Origin of the sequence: Pseudomonas umsongensis (genome assembly GCF_002236105.1) — a bacterium.
GTDB classification, from domain to species: Bacteria; Pseudomonadota; Gammaproteobacteria; order Pseudomonadales; family Pseudomonadaceae; genus Aquipseudomonas; species Aquipseudomonas umsongensis.
In genome coordinates, this window is the sequence record NZ_NIWU01000001.1 from 87,028 (window position 1) to 104,654 (window position 17,627).

15 protein-coding genes are annotated in these 17,627 nt (G+C 61.4%); 9 read left to right on the forward strand and 6 right to left on the reverse strand.

Annotated features, from left to right (window positions below):
• Window positions 1-21: 21 nt before the first annotated feature.
• On the forward strand, window positions 22-1,524 hold the full coding sequence (locus PSUM_RS00450) for an ATP-binding protein (RefSeq protein WP_083348780.1): 1,503 nt from the start codon (window positions 22-24) through the stop codon (window positions 1,522-1,524).
• Here PSUM_RS00450 and PSUM_RS00455 read toward each other — a convergent pair.
• Window positions 1,489-4,293, reverse strand: coding sequence for an ATP-binding protein (locus PSUM_RS00455; protein WP_083348781.1), 2,805 nt, complete (start codon window positions 4,291-4,293; stop codon window positions 1,489-1,491). The two genes, PSUM_RS00450 and PSUM_RS00455, sit on opposite strands and share 36 nt — an antisense overlap.
• 290 nt (window positions 4,294-4,583) lie before the next feature.
• Between PSUM_RS00455 and PSUM_RS00460 the strand changes: the two genes are divergently transcribed.
• Together PSUM_RS00460 and PSUM_RS00465 are read left to right on the forward strand one after the other, a co-directional pair.
• Window positions 4,584-5,159, forward strand: a complete 576-nt coding sequence (locus tag PSUM_RS00460) for a flavodoxin family protein (protein ID WP_033045231.1) — start codon at window positions 4,584-4,586, stop codon at window positions 5,157-5,159.
• 32 nt (window positions 5,160-5,191) lie between these two features.
• Window positions 5,192-6,016 (forward strand): alpha/beta fold hydrolase, encoded by an 825-nt coding sequence (locus PSUM_RS00465; protein ID WP_020800190.1) that lies wholly within the window; start codon window positions 5,192-5,194, stop codon window positions 6,014-6,016.
• Here the strand turns inward: PSUM_RS00465 and PSUM_RS00470 are convergent.
• Window positions 6,006-6,488 (reverse strand): helix-turn-helix domain-containing protein, encoded by a 483-nt coding sequence (locus PSUM_RS00470; RefSeq protein WP_083348782.1) that lies wholly within the window; start codon window positions 6,486-6,488, stop codon window positions 6,006-6,008. The genes PSUM_RS00465 and PSUM_RS00470 overlap by 11 nt on opposite strands.
• Before the next feature lie 157 nt (window positions 6,489-6,645).
• Here PSUM_RS00470 and PSUM_RS00475 point away from each other — a divergent pair, with 157 nt between their 5' ends.
• Window positions 6,646-7,566 carry a LysR family transcriptional regulator gene (locus tag PSUM_RS00475; RefSeq protein ID WP_020800188.1) on the forward strand — a complete coding sequence of 307 codons (921 nt, stop codon included), beginning with the start codon at window positions 6,646-6,648 and terminating at the stop codon, window positions 7,564-7,566.
• 656 nt (window positions 7,567-8,222) lie between these two features.
• On the opposite strand, the gene PSUM_RS00485 is transcribed toward PSUM_RS00475, so the two are convergent.
• Entirely contained in the window at window positions 8,223-9,170 is a 948-nt protein-coding gene (locus PSUM_RS00485) for an IS110 family RNA-guided transposase (RefSeq protein ID WP_168757435.1), read from the reverse strand.
• A 730-nt stretch (window positions 9,171-9,900) separates the two neighbouring features.
• On the opposite strand from PSUM_RS00485, the gene PSUM_RS00495 reads away from it, so the two are divergent.
• The 4 genes from PSUM_RS00495 (at window position 9,901) to PSUM_RS00510 (ending at window position 14,107) form a co-directional block, all read left to right on the forward strand.
• Window positions 9,901-10,503, forward strand: a complete 603-nt coding sequence (locus PSUM_RS00495) for an antibiotic biosynthesis monooxygenase (RefSeq protein WP_020796365.1) — start codon at window positions 9,901-9,903, stop codon at window positions 10,501-10,503.
• Complete coding sequence (locus PSUM_RS00500) at window positions 10,500-12,338, forward strand: amidohydrolase (protein ID WP_020796366.1); 1,839 nt, start codon at window positions 10,500-10,502, stop codon at window positions 12,336-12,338. The genes PSUM_RS00495 and PSUM_RS00500 overlap by 4 nt, the downstream gene beginning before the upstream one ends.
• 70 nt (window positions 12,339-12,408) lie before the next feature.
• Complete coding sequence (gene ycaC, locus PSUM_RS00505) at window positions 12,409-13,035, forward strand: isochorismate family cysteine hydrolase YcaC (protein ID WP_020796367.1); 627 nt, start codon at window positions 12,409-12,411, stop codon at window positions 13,033-13,035.
• Window positions 13,036-13,222: 187 nt separating this feature from the next.
• On the forward strand, window positions 13,223-14,107 hold the full coding sequence (locus PSUM_RS00510) for a LysR family transcriptional regulator (RefSeq protein ID WP_020796368.1): 885 nt from the start codon (window positions 13,223-13,225) through the stop codon (window positions 14,105-14,107).
• A 109-nt stretch (window positions 14,108-14,216) separates the two neighbouring features.
• Here the strand turns inward: PSUM_RS00510 and PSUM_RS31970 are convergent, their stop codons facing one another.
• The 3 genes from PSUM_RS31970 to gspG all read right to left on the reverse strand — a co-directional run bounded on the left by PSUM_RS31970 (window position 14,217) and on the right by gspG (window position 16,695).
• Complete coding sequence (locus PSUM_RS31970; protein ID WP_083348784.1) at window positions 14,217-14,885, reverse strand: hypothetical protein; 669 nt, start codon at window positions 14,883-14,885, stop codon at window positions 14,217-14,219.
• Between the two features lie 172 nt (window positions 14,886-15,057).
• Window positions 15,058-16,245: a type II secretion system F family protein gene (locus tag PSUM_RS00520; protein WP_083350142.1), complete on the reverse strand. Its 1,188-nt coding sequence runs from the start codon at window positions 16,243-16,245 to the stop codon at window positions 15,058-15,060.
• 15 nt (window positions 16,246-16,260) lie between these two features.
• Window positions 16,261-16,695 carry a type II secretion system major pseudopilin GspG gene (gene gspG, locus PSUM_RS00525; RefSeq protein WP_020796371.1) on the reverse strand — a complete coding sequence of 145 codons (435 nt, stop codon included), beginning with the start codon at window positions 16,693-16,695 and terminating at the stop codon, window positions 16,261-16,263.
• A 206-nt stretch (window positions 16,696-16,901) separates the two neighbouring features.
• On the opposite strand from gspG, the gene PSUM_RS00530 reads away from it, so the two are divergent.
• Window positions 16,902-17,510 carry a lytic transglycosylase domain-containing protein gene (locus PSUM_RS00530; protein ID WP_033044659.1) on the forward strand — a complete coding sequence of 203 codons (609 nt, stop codon included), beginning with the start codon at window positions 16,902-16,904 and terminating at the stop codon, window positions 17,508-17,510.
• Window positions 17,511-17,627 lie beyond the last annotated feature (117 nt).

The following is a 17,627-nucleotide window of genomic DNA, read 5'->3' on the forward strand; positions in this document are numbered from 1 at the left end:
TTTTCCAGCGGGTGACAGTGGATGAACAGCCTTACAAACGTAACCAGCGACACGGTGTTGCACTTCGGTCCCTACGCGTTCCACCTCCAGCAGCGACTGGTCCTGGAGGGTGATCAGCCGTTGCGCCTGGGCGGGCGCGCGTTGGATATCTTGCAGGTGCTGGTCGAGCGTGCAGGCTCGGTGGTCAGCAAAGACGAACTGATTGCCCGGGTCTGGCCAAGGTCGGTGGTCGAGGAAATCAACTTGCGCGTGCACATTGCGGCGCTGCGTCGGGTTTTTCGTGACGGACAGGGCGGGCGTGACGGACAGGACGGGCATTGCTACATCGCCACGATTCCTGAGCGTGGCTACAGCTTTGTCGCGCCGGTGCGACAGGCGCTGGAGGTGACTCCATTGCCCTGCGACGCCTTTGCGAGCCCGGCGCACAATTTGCCAGCACGGCTTACGCCCATTACTGGTCGCGACGCAGTTGTCGGCAGTCTGGTGCGCCAGTTGCCGGTGCGCCGTTGCATGACACTGGTCGGGCCCTGTGGCATCGGCAAGACCACCGTTGCGCTGCGTGTCGCTGAATTGCTGTTGCAGCACTATCGCGATGGCGTGTGGCGGGTGGATCTGGCGCTGATCGATGACCCGGCGCAACTGGTCGAGCATCTGACGCGCACCTTGCCGCTGGGCATCGGCGCGGACGTGGACGCACTGGGGCGCTGGCATGCATTGCTGGTCCTGGACAATTGCGAACACCTGCTGGAAGGCTGCCGGACGCTGGTCGAGACGTTGCTGACGTCGGCACCTCGGCTGTCGATCCTGGTCACCAGTCGTGAACCGCTGCGGGTCACCGACGAAGTGCTCCTGCCTTTACCGCCGCTGTTGGTACCCCCTGCGTCGGCATTGTGCAGTCTCGATGAGGTCATGAGCTATTCGGCGGTGCAGCTGTTCGTCAGCCGCGCCCGAGCTCGCCAGCAAGGATTTGCCCTGCGCGAGCAGGACCTCAAGGCTGTGCGCGAAATCTGTCGGCGACTCGATGGTTTGCCCTTGGCCATCGAGCTTGCCGCCGCGCAGATCGATGCGCTGGCGCTGGTGGGACTGCAGGCGCAACTGGATAACTGCTTTCAGATGCTGACCCAGGGGCGACGCACGGCAGTCCCGCGGCACCAGACCCTGAAAGCGGCCCTGGACTGGAGCTATGAGCGGCTGGCACCGATGGAGCAAACCGTGTTGCAGCGTCTGGCGGTGTTCAAGTCGGCGTTTACTGACGACGCAGCGCTGGAGGTGATCAGTTGCGCAATGCTGCCGCCGTCGAGTCTGGCCAGCATCATGGAGAGCCTGGCGCTCAAATCGTTGGTGTCGCTGGAGCAAGTCCGCGGTGTGACCCGTTATCGCTTGCTCAATACGACCCGCTGCTATGCCCTGGAAAAACTCGAACAGAGCGGGGCCTTGCGCACCTACGAAATGCGCTACGCCGGCTACGTCAGTCACAGCCGCCGACCATCAGCCAGGCACGTGGCCCTGCAACTCTGCGAGTAACCGTTGTACAGCGACCAGGTCGGGGGTGGCATGGCCTTCGGTAAACCGCTGGTAGACCGGCGACAGCAAGTCCCGGGCTTGTCGGTAGCGGCCCTGGCGTTGCCAAAGCCGCGCCAGCGAGGTGGCGCTACGCAGCTCCCAGGCCAGGGCACCCTGGGCTTTTGCTATGTTGAGCGCCTTGATCAACAGGGTCTCGGCGGTACAGTTTTTTACCGGGCAATCGGCCGCCAGCAGCGCATTGGCCCTGGCCCGCAGAATCTCCGCGGTGCTCCAGCCTGCCGCGCCGGTTTCGGCGCGTTGCAGCAAATCGTCATCGACCAGGCCGCTGTCGAGGGTGACCATGATTTCCTTGATCAAACCCGCACCCGGACGAGATGACGCCTGGGCGTCTGCACCGTCGATGACCTGCGCATAGTGTCGAGCCCAGGTATAGAACAGCAGGACCGAGTGCTTCTGCGCTTGTTCCAGCAGCAGGCGCAAGAGTTCGCGAGCGGTTTGGTTGTCGCCGTTGTAATGGGCGATCAGGCAGCCCGACAGGGCCAGGGTGTAGCAGATCGATGTGCCATGGTTGATCTGCAGCGCAACGTCCAGCGCCTGGCGGGCCGTACGCCAGGCTTGTTCGGGGTGGCCTTGAATCCAGAGGATGCGGGCCAGGATGGTCAGGGCGGCGACGCTCTGGTCGTATTGCACGCCAAACCCATGGGTGAAGCGATTGAGATGACCGCTGTGGGCCATGCGCTGGATCACCTCTTCGGCGTTTATCCGCGCCCGTTGCTGGTCGCCGGCAAAGTGCAGGGTCAGCACACGCAGGCGATGGGTGCTCAAGGACAGCGCGGCGTCATTGTGCAGCCCCAGTCGGTCGAATTGCTCGCTCTGTTCCAGGGCCATTTGATAGTGGCCGCAACTGAGATTGACGGCCAGGTGCCCGGAAATGGCGCGCAACTGACCGGCCACATCGTTGCAGTGAATGGCCAGGGCCCGTGCACTGACGAAGGCTTCGACGGTTTGCGCAGTGCCGCCCTGGGCGTGGTAACAGGTGCTGCCCAAAGCCAGTTTCAGCAGCATTTTCAAGCGCGGACAGGGCTCGGGCGCTGCATCGAGCAGTGTCAGGGCCTTGCGCACATAACCGCCGTACTCGTTCAGTAGCGACAGTTCCTGCCACAGTGGCGTGGATGTCGCGGTCAGGCGGATCGCCAACGCATGCGGGCCTGGCGCAGACAGCCCCCAGTCGAGCGCCGCGCGCAGGTCTTCGAGGCTGCGGGCATACCGCTCGATCCACTGCCCGGTGGGAATATGCTCCCAGTCGTTTTGCGCCTGCTGCATCAGTACCAGGCATCTCTGGGCGTGGCGGTCGCGGGTGGCGGGCAATTCAGCGCTTTGTTCGAGTTTTTCCAGGGCATAATTGCGGGTGGTGTCGAGCAGGCGGTAGAAAACCGCTTCGTCACCGACGTCCACGTTCAACAGCGACTTGGCCACCAATTGCGTGATCGAGCCAAACACTTCGCTCGGTTCAATGTGTTCACCCACGATCACCGCCGCCGCCGATTCAAGGGTAAAGCCACCGCGGAAGATGCCCAGTCGACGCAGGCAGGTTTGTTCGCAGGCGTTGAGCAGGTTGAAGCTCCAGTCCAGCGTCGTGCGCAGGGTCTGGTGCCGGCCCAGGGTCGTCGGGTTGCTGTGGGTCAGTCGGCCAAAGCTTTGCTGCAACTGCGTCAGCAAACCCTGCAGGCCAAGGTTCGCGACCTGCGCGGCCGCCAGTTCCAGGGCCAGCGGAATGCCGTCCAGGCGCCGGCAGATATCGATCACCAGCGGCAATTGGGCGTCGGTCAGCTCAAAGCTGTCGTGGTTGGCCATGGCCCGCTCGACAAATAGCTGCAGTGCGGAAAAACCCAGCGCCTGGGTATGGTCCAGCACGGCAATGGGCGGAGGGCAGTCCAGTGATTCCAGGCGCTGCACGTATTCACCTTCGGCTCGCAGGCTCTCGCGGCTGGTGGCCAGGATATGCACCTGCGGCGCGCCACGCAGCAGGCTTTCACACAGCAATGCCACGCTGTCGATCAAGTGTTCGCAGTTGTCGATGACCAGCAACATATGCCGTTCGCGCAGGAACGTGGCGAGGCTGTTCATCGGTTCGCTGTCGTGCAGGGACAGTTCCAGCACTGTCGCCAGGTGACCACAGACCATCGCCGGATCGTTGATCGGTGCCAGGTCCAGCAGGCGGATGCCGTCTCGGTAATGGCCGATCAGTTGCTCGGCAACGCGCAGCGCGACGGTGGTCTTGCCGATACCGCCGGGGCCGACGAGGGTGATGAAACGCTGGCGTGGCAGCTGCGCCACCAGGTTGTCGACCAGCACCTGACGACCGATCAGACGGGTGCTGCGCAAGGGCAGGTTATGGCCACTCAATTTCCCGGCGTCGCTGTGTAGGCCTTGCCCGCTGTGCTCCAGCGAGCACGGTGCAACAAAGCTGTAGCCACGCTGGGCCACGGTGACAATGTAGCGCTGGCCGGCCTGACCGTCGCCAAGGGCTTTGCGCAAGGCTGCCATGTGCACCCGCAGGTTGATCTCTTCCACCACGCTGTCGGGCCAGACTTGCGCCATCAGGTCCTGCTTGCTGACAACTTTCCCGGCGTGCTCCAGCAGGATCAACAGGATGTCCATGGCACGTCGGCCCAGGCGCAGGGGCCGTTCGGATTCCATCGCCAGACGTCGTCCGGGGTAGATCCTGTAGGGGCCGAAATGCACAGCCTGTTCGGGGGCGAGGGTCAACGGTTTACTCCTGTATGCATGCGTCTGGGACGCGCTTTTCGAGCATATTCCTCAGGTTTTTGCCGCCTTGCAATGCGCTGCGCGGATGACTGTTGCTCAAACGCATTGAATGTCGTGTATCAGGTAATGGCGGGCGGTCCCGTGAACATTGGTCGAGGCAGCGTTAAATCCGGGTCGCCGGGGCTTTTGGCGTGCCTGGGAAAATTAACAACGTTTAACTCGTCGTGCGTCCGGTCTACGCCAAGACTGCGAACCCTAAATGGATTCTACATGTCTGGAGGACGCCGGAGATGAGTAACGTGGTGGTGGTCTATCACAGCGGTTACGGGCACACCCGGGTCATGGCCGAAGCCGTGGCCCAGGGTGTGCAACGGCACGTGGGTAGCACCTGCCGACTCATTGCCGTCGAAGACGTGGACGAACACTGGGCGTGTTTGCACCACGCCGACGCGATCATTTTCGGTGCCCCGACCTACATGGGCAGCGCTTCGGCAGCCTTCAAGGCCTTCATGGAGGCTACGGCGGCGTTTTACCTGGCGCAACCCTGGCGCGACAAGCTGGCTGCCGGCTTCACCAATTCCGGCTGCCTGTGCGGCGACAAACTCAACACCCTGCTGCAGATGGCGGTTTTCGCGGCCCAGCATTCGATGATCTGGGTTGGCCTCGACCTGCTGCCCGCACGCTCCGCCACGGGCGAGTTCGACGGCCAGATGAACCGGCTGGGCAGTTCATTGGGCGCCATGGCCCAGTCGAATGTCGAACAGTCCCCCGACCTCGCACCGCCCGCCGAGGACCGCAGCACCGCGGCACACCTGGGCGAGCGCGTGGCGCGGCTGGCCGAGCGAATGCGCCGCACATCCGATTGATTGACCTCAACCCCACGTAAGGAACACGCCCCATGAGTACGTTCACCACCCGCGACGGCACCGAGATCTATTTCAAGGATTGGGGGAGCGGTCAGCCGATCGTCTTCAGCCACGGTTGGCCGCTCAATGCCGACAGCTGGGAATCGCAGATGTTGTTCCTGGCCACCCAGGGCTACCGCGTCATTGCCCACGACCGCCGTGGACATGGCCGTTCCAGCCAGCCATGGTTCGGCAACGACATGGACACCTACGCCGATGACCTGGCGCAATTGATCGAACACCTGGACTTGCACAACGTCGTGCTGTTCGGTTTCTCCACCGGTGGCGGTGAAGTGGCGCGCTACATCGGTCGTCACGGCACCGAGCGGGTGGCCAAGGCCGGGCTGATTTCCTCGGTGCCACCGCTGATGCTCAAGACCGATGCCAATCCCGGCGGCCTGCCGATCGAAGTGTTCGACGGCATTCGCCAGGCTTCGCTGGTGAATCGCTCGCAGCTGTACAAGGACCTTGCCAGCGGCCCGTTCTTCGGCTTTAACCAGCCAGGCGCCACCCCGTCCCAGGGCATGATCGACTGGTTCTGGATGCAGGGCATGGCCGCCGGCCACAAGAACGCCTACGACTGCATCAAGGCATTCTCAGAAACCGATTTCACCGAAGACCTGAAGAAATTCGACGTGCCGACGCTGGTGGTGCACGGCGACGCCGATCAGGTGGTGCCGATCGAGGCCGCGGGTATCGCGTCGGCAGGATTGGTGAAAAATTCGCGGCTGTTGGTCTACCCTGGCGCGCCCCATGGCCTGACAGACACCCACAAGGATCAGCTCAACGCCGATCTGCTGGCATTCCTCAAGGGTTGATGTATGCCGGCGATGGCGTCCGTGAAGTCGCCATCGCCGGCTGCAGCAGGTTTGTTTGTGCGGGTGAGGCGGGAAGGGCGCGTACTGTGCGGCAACGCCAGGCAAACGGATTGATGCCTTCACTGCGGGTGAACATGTGGCAGAAATGCGCCTGGTCGCAGAAGCCGCATTCGAGGCTGATTTGCGTCAGGCTCAGGTCAGTGTGCTGGATCAGCAGCTTGGCCCGGGCGATGCGTTGTTGGCGGATCCATTCCTGGGGTGAGCAACCGGTGCTGCACTTGAACGCCCGGGAAAAATGACTGCGCGACAGCGAACAGGCCTGGGCCAGTTCGGTCACTTGCAGGGTTTCTCCGAGGCGCTCGAGGATCAGCCGTTTGACCAACCGCTCGCGCTGCGGACTGAGGCCGCTGGTGCTTTTGCCTTGTGTTTGTGCGACTGCCGCGCGGGCGGCGCTTTGCTGCAACTGAGCCATGGCGAATGTCCGTGTCGGTAGGCTTCATTCTTGAACTCCAGGGCTCTGGGTTGCGAGTTAAACGTTGTTAATTCCTCGTCCATGACGGGCACTCTTGCGTAAAGTCAGACACAATCGCTGCCTCGCGCCTGGCTCAACACAAAAAGGAACCGTGCCTATGAACCGTAACGATCTGCGCCGTGTCGACATGAACCTTCTGGTGATTTTCGAAGCCTTGATGTTCGAGAAGAACCTGACCCGCGTCGCGGAAAAACTGTTCATGGGCCAGCCTGCCGTGAGCGCGGCCCTGGGACGGTTGCGCGATCTGTTCGATGACCCTTTGCTGTTGCGCAACGGTAGAAGCATGGAGCCGACGGCGCGGGCATTGGCGATTCTCAAGGAGTTGCAACCGGCGATGGATACCATTTCCGGCGCGGTAAGTCGCGCCAAGGAATTCGATCCTGCGACCAGTTGCGATGTGTTTCGCATTGGCCTGTCGGACGATGCCGAGTTCGGGTTGTTCCCGCCACTGCTGAGCAAGCTGCAGGAAGAAGCACCGGGCATTGTCGTGGTGGTACGCCGGGCCAATTACCTGCTGATGCCGGCCTTGCTGGCGTCGGGGGAAATTTCCGTGGGCGTCAGCTACACCACCGAGTTGCCGGCCAATGCCAAGCGCAAGAAACTGCGCGATATTCCCTGCAAAGTGCTGCGCGGTGACAAGCGACCGGGAACGCTGACCCTGGATGAGTATTGTGCGCGTCCCCATGCGATGGTCTCGTTTTCCGGGGACCTGAGCGGCAATATCGATCTGGATCTGGCGAAGGTTGGTCGTACCCGTCGAGTGGTGCTGGGGGTTCCGCAGTTCAGTGGTTTGCGCGCGTTGCTCGCCGGGACCGAGATGATTGCCACGGTGCCCGATTATGCAGCTTGTGCGTTGGTGGAGGGGTGTGGCTTGCGCGCTGAAGATCCGCCGTTCGAGATTGCGGCGGCGCAGTTGTCGATGGCGTGGAGTGGGGTGCATGACAATGATCCGGCGGAGCGTTGGTTGCGGTCGCGCATCAGTCAGTTCATGTCTGAGCCTTTGGCTGTTCTGGCTTGACCTTGGCGGCCTGGTAGTCGACCAGGTTGCTGGTTGTTTGAGTACATATCCGTTGCTGCGGTAACGGCGGCTTATGGTTTCGCCCTTACGGCGAGTCCCTTTTGTCAAACGCCACAAAAGGAACCAAAAAGTCTTGCCCCAGCGTCCGGCCCCTCGCTGGGGCTCGGCGTTCCTTCGCTCCGGTGTCCATCCGGGGACACTGCCCTCCGGTTGGCTTCGCTGGTACCTACATGCAGCGTGTTCGACTGCGTCGAACGGCGCTGCGCGCCACTCCCCGGATGAACACCGGAACGAGGCCTCCCGATATAGGGGCGGGCAGATCAAGATCAAGATCAAGAGCTGAAGGCGAGCTAACGCTCGGCCTGATGAGTGGTGAAGAGCGGGGTGGTGTACGCCGCTTTGCTTTTGCTTTTCTGTAGGAGCTGGCTTGTCAGCGAAGGCGGCCTTACAGCCGACCTGTTTCCTGCAGATGTACACGTACCCACTGTGGGAGCGAGCCTGCTCGCGAAGGCGGCCTGCCAGCCGGAATATATCTGGCAGTTGTACCCACCCCCTGTGGGAGCTGGCTTGCCTGCGAAGGCGACCTTACAGCCGACCTGTTTCCTGCAGATGTACACGTACCCACTGTGGGAGATTCTATGGTTGAGGGGAAGCCCTCAACTGGTTTTCGGTTGGTATTCACTCTGCCCCTTCAGCAGGGCGAATACGATACGAGCGAGCTTGCGAGCCAGCATCACCAGGGCTTGAGTGGTGCTGAAACCCCGATTTCTTTGTTCTTGGTAAAACCCTTTCCAGGCTTCGGTTCGACTCGCCGACATAGCCGCATTGTGCAGAAGGCGGCGGGCTTCTGGATCGCCTCGCTTGGTCAAACTCCGGCGACCATCTTTTTGCCCTGATTTTGACACCCGCAAGTCCATTCCAAGAAAGGCGATAAAGGCATCTGCGTTTCGGAAGTCTCCGCGCTGGAACGCCGTGAGCAAGCGCGCGCCAGTCAAAAATCCAACCCCTTCAACTTTCAAGCAACGCTTCAACTGCCCCAGCAAACCGGCTTCTTTCAGCTGATCGTTGATCGTCTTTTCGATCAGCGTCTCAAGCTGCTGCATGGACTTTATTTGCTCGGAAAAAGCAGCCTTCAGCAAGGGCTCATTCGACCAGCTTTGCACTAGGCCGACCCTGGCCTGGACCAAGGCCGCCCGGCGGCGAAAAAGACTCAGGAGTTGGCGATACAGCGGTGTCGGCGGCGTCCATGGGTGAAGTTCTTCATGCTCGTTCTTCAGATAGCGAGCAAGCAGTTTGGCATCCAGTGCATCGGTTTTGGCACGGACCTTCACACCTTCTCGGTAATGTTTGAGCTCATAGCCGCCCACCATGTAAATCACGCAGCCGGCCTCAAAGGCCAGGTCAGCGAACTCCAGGTGGTAGATGTTGGTGGCTTCAACAGCAATAGCCACACTCCCCGGCAAGTCCTTTAACCACTTGTTGATGCTGGTTTTGTTGTTGGGAATCTCTTCAAGCAGGTCCAGTTCGGCGTGATAAATCACCAATTCTTTCTTGGCGACATCCACGCCCACGATCGGCTTTGAAACAGAAACCGGCATTGCCATAGGTTTTCCTCCGGGATAAGGTTTTAAGCACTTGAAGGGCTCACCCAGAGGCGCAGGCTTGTTCCTATCGTCGGTCTAGGCCAGATGCATTCTTTATCGGCGCTTGGGTGAAAGGAGGAGGGGCGAACTCTCCCACAGTCTGTACTGCGTCAACAGTCAGAATCGAGCCTTGTCCCTCCTCCTCCCTTCAAGTCCTACCATACAAGCAAGCCTGCTCGCGAAGGCGGCCTGCCAGCCGGAATATATCTGGCAGTTGTACCCACCCCCTGTGGGAGCTGGCTTGCCAGCGAAGGCGACCTTACAGCCGACCTGTTTCCTGCAGATGTACACGTACCCACTGTGGGAGCGAGCCTGCTCGCGAAGGCGGCCTGCCAGCCGGAATATATCTAGCAGTTGTACCCACCCCCTGTGGGAGCTGGCTTGCCTGCGAAGGCGACCTTACAGCCGACCTGTTTCCTGCAGATGTACACGTACCCTCTGTGGGAGCGAGCCTGCTCGCGAATGCGGTTCGTCATTCAACAGCTATTTTCACTGACACGCTGCGCCATCGCGAGCAAGCGCGCGCCCACAACGACCCCTGTTGTCCCGTGGCTGCGCGTCCCCCTCGCAAAGACAGCACGTACATTCAATTTTTTTCTTCTCCGCAACGGCACTATCCAACTCAATAGCGGTGATCAGCTCCCGTGGTTGTCTGTTCGCCCCCCCTATCGTTTCGCCGGAGCCCTGCGTCATGCCTGATTCCAACGTGCCCGACTCGCCTTTCGAGGAGGTCGTGACCCTGGTTATCAAACACCGGGTCAAAGCCGGTTTTGAAGTGCCCTACGAGGCTTGGCTGCGCAATATTGTCAGTGTCGCCGGACAGCAGGAAGGGCACTTGGGTGTGGATGTGATGCGCGGCAAGAACGCCGGCCTCGACATGTACACCTGCGTCTTGCGTTTTTGTTCCCCCAGCGCGATGCAGCGCTGGCTCGATTCGCCGCAACGCCAGGCGCTGGTCAAAGAAGCCACGCCGATGCTGGCCGACGGCGACCAGACCGAGGTCAATCCGGTCAACGAATTCTGGTTCGCCCCGCAGGCCGAGACGGGCTCGCCGCCGCCGCGCTGGAAGCAGGCCGTGGTCACGCTGTTGGTGATTCTGCCGCATACCTTGCTGGTGCCGTTGCTCTGGGGGCCGTTGTTGCAACTCAACGCTTTTCTCTCCCAATACGTGGTCGCGACATTCCTGATCACCCTGACCATCGTGCTGTCGGTGGTGTACCTGTTCATGCCGATGGCGACGCGCTTGTTCGCGCCCTGGCTGTCCTCATCCACTTCGCCCAAGGAAACGCGATGAACGCCGATCTGATTCTGTTCAATGGCCAATTTCATACCGTCGACCGAGAGAACCCACACGCCAGTGCGGTAGCCATCCGTGATGGCCGCTTTGTCGCCGTGGGGAGCGATGCCGAGGCCATGGCATTGCGTGGCTCGGGCACGCAAGTGATCGACCTCAAGGGCCGTTGCGTGATTCCCGGGCTCAACGACTCGCACTTGCACCTGATCCGTGGCGGCTTGAACTACAACCTCGAACTGCGCTGGGAAGGTGTGCCGTCGCTGGCCGATGCGCTGCGCATGCTCAAGGAGCAGGCCGACCGGACGCCAACGCCGCAATGGGTGCGGGTGGTCGGGGGCTGGAATGAATTCCAGTTCGCCGAAAAGCGCATGCCGACGCTCGAAGAGCTTAACCAGGCCGCGCCCGATACCCCGGTGTTCGTCCTGCATTTGTACGACCGCGCCTTGCTCAACCGTGCGGCGCTGCGGGTTGCCGGCTACACCCGCGATACGCCGAACCCGCCGGGTGGCGAGATTGTGCGCGACGCCAATGGCAACCCCACCGGCATGCTGGTGGCGCGCCCCAACGCGATGATTTTGTACTCGACGCTGGCCAAGGGGCCGAAGTTGCCACTGGAGTATCAGGTCAACTCGACGCGCCAGTTCATGCGCGAACTCAATCGCCTGGGACTGACCAGCGCCATCGATGCCGGCGGTGGTTTCCAGAATTATCCGGACGACTATCAGGTGATCGAGCAGTTGGCCAAGGACCAGCAGTTGACCATTCGCATCGCCTACAACCTGTTTACCCAGAAACCGAAGGAAGAGCTGGCGGATTTCCAGAACTGGACCGGCAGCGTCAAGTTGCATCAGGGCGACGACTACCTGCGGCACAACGGCGCCGGGGAAATGCTGGTATTTTCGGCGGCGGATTTCGAGGACTTCCTCGAACCGCGCCCAGACCTGCCGCAAAGCATGGAAGACGAACTCGAGCCGGTGGTGCGCCATCTGGTCGAGCAGCGCTGGCCGTTCCGTTTGCACGCCACCTACGACGAATCCATCAGCCGCATGCTCGACGTGTTCGAGAAGGTCAACCGTGACATTCCGTTCAACGGTTTGCCGTGGTTTTTCGACCACGCCGAAACCATCACCCCCCGCAACATCGAGCGGGTGAGGGCGTTGGGTGGCGGCATCGCGATCCAGGATCGCATGGCGTTCCAGGGCGAATATTTCGTCGAGCGCTACGGTGCCAAGGCGGCCGAAGCCACGCCACCGATCCAGCGCATGTTGGCCGAAGGTGTGCCGGTCGGTGCCGGTACCGACGCGACGCGGGTGTCGAGCTACAACCCCTGGACCTCGTTGTACTGGATGGTCAGCGGTCGCACCGTCGGTGGCCTGGCGTTGCACGCCGAGGGCTTGTCGCGACAGACCGCGCTGGAACTGTTCACCCATGGCAGCGCCTGGTTTTCCTCCGAGCAGGGCAAGAAAGGCCAGATCAAGGTTGGGCAACTGGCGGACGTGGCCGCATTGAGCGCGGACTTTTTCAGCGTCGAGGAAGAAGCGATCAAATGGATCGAGTCGGTACTGACCGTGGTCGGCGGCAAGGTGGTGTATGCCGCCGGGGATTTCGAGAAGCTGGGACCTGCCAGCGTGCCGGTGCTTCCGGACTGGTCGCCGGTGGTCAAAGTACCGGGACACTGGCGGCCGAACTCGCCGTTGCAGGCGCAGGTTCACCAGTGCAGCGGTCCTTGTGCGGTGCACTCGCACAGCCATGAACGGGCGCGTCTGTCGAATGCACCCGTGAGTGATTTTGCCGGTTTCTGGGGCGCCTTCGGCTGCTCGTGCTTTGCTTTTTGACGAATACCCATAAGCGCCGACCCCCTGGTCGCGCGCTGCAAGCGACAACCATCCACCAAGGAGTTTATTCATGAGCAACGTTCCGTACTCTCGCTTGAACAAAGACGACGCTGTTGTGCTGCTGGTCGATCACCAGACCGGCCTGATCTCGCTGGTGCAGGATTTCTCGCCTAACGAGTTCAAGAACAATGTGCTGGCCCTGGGCGACATCGCCAAGTTCTTCAAGCTGCCGACCATCCTCACCACCAGTTTCGATAAAGGGCCTAACGGTCCGATCGTGCCGGAGCTCAAGGCGCAGTTCCCGGATGCACCGTTCATTGCCCGTCCGGGCCAGATCAACGCCTGGGACAACGAAGACTTCGTCAAGGCCGTGAAGGCCACCGGTCGCAAGCAACTGATCATCGCCGGCGTGGTAACGGACGTGTGCGTGGCGTTCCCGACCCTGTCGGCCATTGCCGAAGGTTTTGAAGTGTTCGTGGTGACGGACGCTTCCGGCACCTTCAACACCACCGTGCAGCAGGCTGCCTGGGCCCGTATGTCGGCCGCCGGTGCTCATCTGCTGAACTGGTTCTCCGTGGCCTGCGAGCTGCAAGGCGACTGGCGCAACGACATGGAAGGCCTGGCCAACCTGCTGTCCGAACGTCTGCCGAACTACCGCAACCTGATCAACAGCTACACCACGTTCACCGCCAAGTAAGAACGTCGGCCAAAACGCTAAACCTTGTGGGAGCAAGCCTGCTCGCGAAAACGGTTTGACAGACACTGCAACAGTGTCTGGCCTGTCGTCTTCGCGAGCAGGCTCGCTCCCACATTGTTATGCGGTAGGGTGATAAAAAGGGGAGAAGTCGCTATAAAGTGCCTGACTGTCAACCAAAGGCATGACAATGAACCCGTTCGAAGATATGCGAATTTTTTGCCAAGTGATGGACTCCGGCAGCTTCACCGCCGCGGCCGATCAACTGGGGTTGTCCAAGCAGTTTGTCAGCCGCCGCTTGATGCAACTCGAGGAGCGACTGGGCGTGCGCCTGCTCAATCGCTCGACCCGGCGGCTGGATGTCACGCCGCTGGGACAGAGTTACTACGAGTCGGCCTTGCGCTTGCTCGGTGAAGTGGAGCAGGTGGAGCAAGGTATCGCCGGGCAGACCACCGAACCGCGCGGCACCCTGCGAGTGAGTGCGCCGCTGTCGTTTGCGCTGGCGCACCTGGGGTGTCTGCTGCCGCAATTTTTGCAGCGCTATCGGGATGTCACCGTGGAGGTGGACTTGAGCGATCGCCCGGTGGATCTGCTCGGCGAAGGCTATGACCTGGCATTGCGCATCGGAGTCTTGGAAGACTCGACGCTGATCGCGCGGCGCATCGCCTCTGTCCAGCGTGTCTATTGCGCAAGCCCGACTTACCTGGCGGAGCGCGGCACGCCGCTCAAACCCGATGATTTGCACCATCATGACTGCCTGCCTTATGGCCACGGGCGTCAGGTGCAATGGCGCTTCGAAGGGCAGGGCAAGCCGCTGCTGGTCAATGTCACCGGGCGCATGCGGGTCAACAATGGCGAGGTGCTCAGGGACGCGGCGATTGCCGGGATGGGGATTACCTATTTGCCGACGTTTATTGTCGGTTCGGCTCTGAAGGACGGGCGACTGATGGCGGTGCTGGAGGAGTTTCAACCGCTGCCGCTGACGTTGTCGGCGGTGTATCCGCAGCATCGTCAGACGTCGCGACCGGTGCAGGCGTTGATCGAGTTTTTGCGTGACCGCCTGGACCCCTTGTAGGAGCGAGCATGCTCGCGATGGACGTCAACGATGACGCGGGCTGTCTGAATGCACCCGTTGTCTGGACGTTTATCGCGAGCATGCTCGCTCCTACAGGGGGTGAAGCAGGTCAGTTGACGCGTTTGTCGTCACCCGGTTCGCCACCGACGTGGACGCCACGATCGTCACCTGGCTCGCCGGCGGCATGCAGGCCGCGATCATCGCCGACTTCGCCGGCACGGTGCACGCCATGGTCGTCGCCTACCTCGCCGGAGCGGTGAACGCCTTTGTCGTCATGCCCGGCCTGATGAACGCCATGGTCGTCACCCGGTTCGGCATGGGTGCCGCTGCGGCCGGAGTTCGAGGCTGTGCTGCCGGAATGTCCCGAAGCATGGTCACTGCCGCCATGACCGCTGCCGGCGCTATTGCCGCCGTGGCCACCGCCATTACCACCGCCGCTGCCACCACTGCCTCCACCGTGACCGCCACCACCGCCACCACCACCGCCACCACCACTGCCTCCACCGTGACCGCCGCCGCCGCCGCCGCCACCACCACTGCCGCCGCCGTGACCGCCACCGCCACTGCCGCCGCCGTGTCCGCCACCGCCACCGCCACTGCCGCCGCCGTGTCCGCCACCTCCACCTCCACCGCCACCGTGGCCACCGCCGCCGCCACCACTACCGCCTTCTTTAGCTTGAGCACTCGAAACCCCCGACAAGTTGTCCGGAATCAGTACGGTAGACGCTGACAGAACTGCGCCAATAGCCACAGCCAACAAAAGCTTGTTCATGTGCATATCGATCTCCGTCTTCTTTTTTCATTTGCAACGTTGATAAACCATGCCGTGTGCTGCTTCGTTCGGTCGGGAAAATCCAGTAGGTACGTCGGTTAACACCTCAACTTGAAATTTTATTCGGTGCAACGTTGATAAATCCTGCAACAAACCGCCAGGCCCCGTCCCAGAGGGCTCAGTGAATACTGGAAGCCAGCTCGAATATCGGGATGTACATCAAAATCACGATGACCCCGATCAACAGGCCGATGAAGGTCATGAGCAAGGGTTCGAACAGGCGCACGAACCATTCGATCCAGCGGCTGATTTCTTCGTCGTAGAAGTCGGCGCTGCGCTCCATCATCTGTCCGAGGTTGCCGGACTGCTCGCCGGCGCGCAGCAGGCGTAGGGACACCGGGGTCACCAGGTGATTGAGTTCCAGCGCCGTCGACAACGACTGCCCCTCGCGCACCCGTTCGCAGGCCTGGTCCAGGCGCAATCGGGAGGCCGGGGTGAGCAGGTTGCGGACCATGCCCATGGCGGTGACGAGTGGAATGCCGCCTTGCAGCAGGATCCCCAGGGAACGGTAGAAGCGCGCCAATTCGTACATGAAGATGCGCTGGTGCACCGCCGGGAGTTTTTCGATCAGGCGGTCCAGGCCTCGACGAAAGGCCGGTTGGCGCTGGAGGAAGGCGAGGGCGATGACGATCGTCGCCAGTGAGCCAAAGAATTCGCCCTGGTGGGCGTGCAGGAACATCCCGCTGCTCATCAGGATCTGCGACAGCCACGGCAGGTTCGACCCCAGTCCTTCGAACACCAGGCTGAAGCGCGGCACGACATAACCCATCAAGAACAGCACCACGCCACCGCCCACCACCAGCAACAGCATGGGGTAGATCGACGCGCTGACGATCTTCTGGCGAACCTCGTCCATGCGCTGGCGATAGCTGACATATCGACCCAGCGCATCGCCCACGGCACCGGTTTTCTCACTGGACTGGACCAACGCCACATACAGCGGCGGGAACACCGCCGACAGTTGGGCCAATGCCTGGGAAAACGATTTGCCTTCATAAAGCAGGCGCACCAGTTCGCTCAAGGTCTTGCGGGCTTGCGGCGCATTCTCTTTTTCCGCCAGGCTTTCCAGCGCATCGATCAACGGCAGGCCGGCATTGAGCAGTGTGGTCAGTTCCTGGCTGAACAACACCAGGTTGAAGGTTTCACGCTGCTTGACGCGCAATGCCCGCCAGTGTCGTTCGGCGTGCAGGCTGACCACCCGCAGGCCTTGGTCTTCGGCGATGCGCCGGGCTTCACTGTCGCCCGGCGCTTCGACCGTCATCGAAACCACACCGGCCTTGCCTACCGCCTTGAGGTGAAAACGCATGGTCGCCATTCCCCATCATTGCCAACTGGTGACTTCGGCGTTTTCGCCTTCACCGCCGGGTTGACCGTCCTTGCCCATGGACAGCAGGTCGTACTCGCCGTTTTCACCAGGGTAGCGGTAGGTGTAGTTACGGCCCCACGGGTCCTGCGGGAGTTTTTTCTGCAAGTACGGGCCGGTCCAGCGGGCTTCATCACTGGGGGCGGTGACCAGTGCCTGCAAACCCTGCTCGGTCGACGGGTAATGGCCGACCTCCAGGCGGTACAGGTCCAGGGCCTTGCCCAGGCCTTCTATTTGCGCCTTGGCCACCTTCACTTCGGAGCGGCCCAGTTGCGCGAAATACTTCGGCGCGACGATGCCGGCCAACAGCCCCAGCACCACCAGCACCACCAACAGTTCTAGCAATGTGAACCCGCGCTGCGTGCGCAGGGCGAAAGCATGTCGCTGTTTCATGATGACCTCACACATTCGGCAGAAGGGTCGCGATAGAGGCTTATGCAATTGCCATGCACATGGCGGGCAAAGGCTTGGGCATCCTTCTGTACTCCCCGTGCCACGGGCCCTGGCGCTTTCGGCACAGTGCTTGCGTATGGCTGCTACACGACTGGCCATTGGGGCATTACCCCCATTTTTCGGGGCCGGTCAGGGGAGGTAGAACAATGAAAACTCTCACCACAGGATTGCTTGGCATGATGCTGCTGGCCGGCGTTGCGCAGGCCGATGTCTTCGTTTCCAGGGACGCCAAGGGCGACTACGTCTTGTCCAACGTCCATCGCCCCGGCCGCCAATATGAACGGGTGGTCCGTGAGGTCGAGGCGGCGGTGGTCAGCCTCGACCGGCAGCCGCAAATGATCGCCGCGCGACCCTATGCCGAGCTGGTCTCCAAGGCCGCCATGGACAACCAGTTGCCGGCGGCGCTGCTGCACGCGGTGATCCAGGCCGAATCCCACTACGACGCGGGTGCCGTATCGCCCAAAGGCGCAGGCGGGTTGATGCAACTGATGCCTGACACCGCCCGGGAGTTGGGCGTGAAAAACGTCTACGACCCCAAGGCCAACATCCAGGGCGGGGCCAAATATCTCAAGCGCTTGATGAACCTGTTCGACAACGACATCGCCCTCGCCGTGGCCGCCTATAACGCAGGGCCTCAGGCGGTCATCAGCCGTGGCGGGGTGATCCCGCCATTCGCCGAAACCCAGCGTTATGTGCCCAACGTCTTGAACCAATACCGGCGTCTGCAGGGACTGGCCGCCGATGCGCCGTTGTGATCGCAGACAGGGGATGGTTTCCCCAACATTGGGGGATGGTGGCCCCGGCAAAAAAGTGGGGAATTAATGGGGAATATCCCCCGATGAATTAAATGGCTGCTCTAACTGACTGATAGT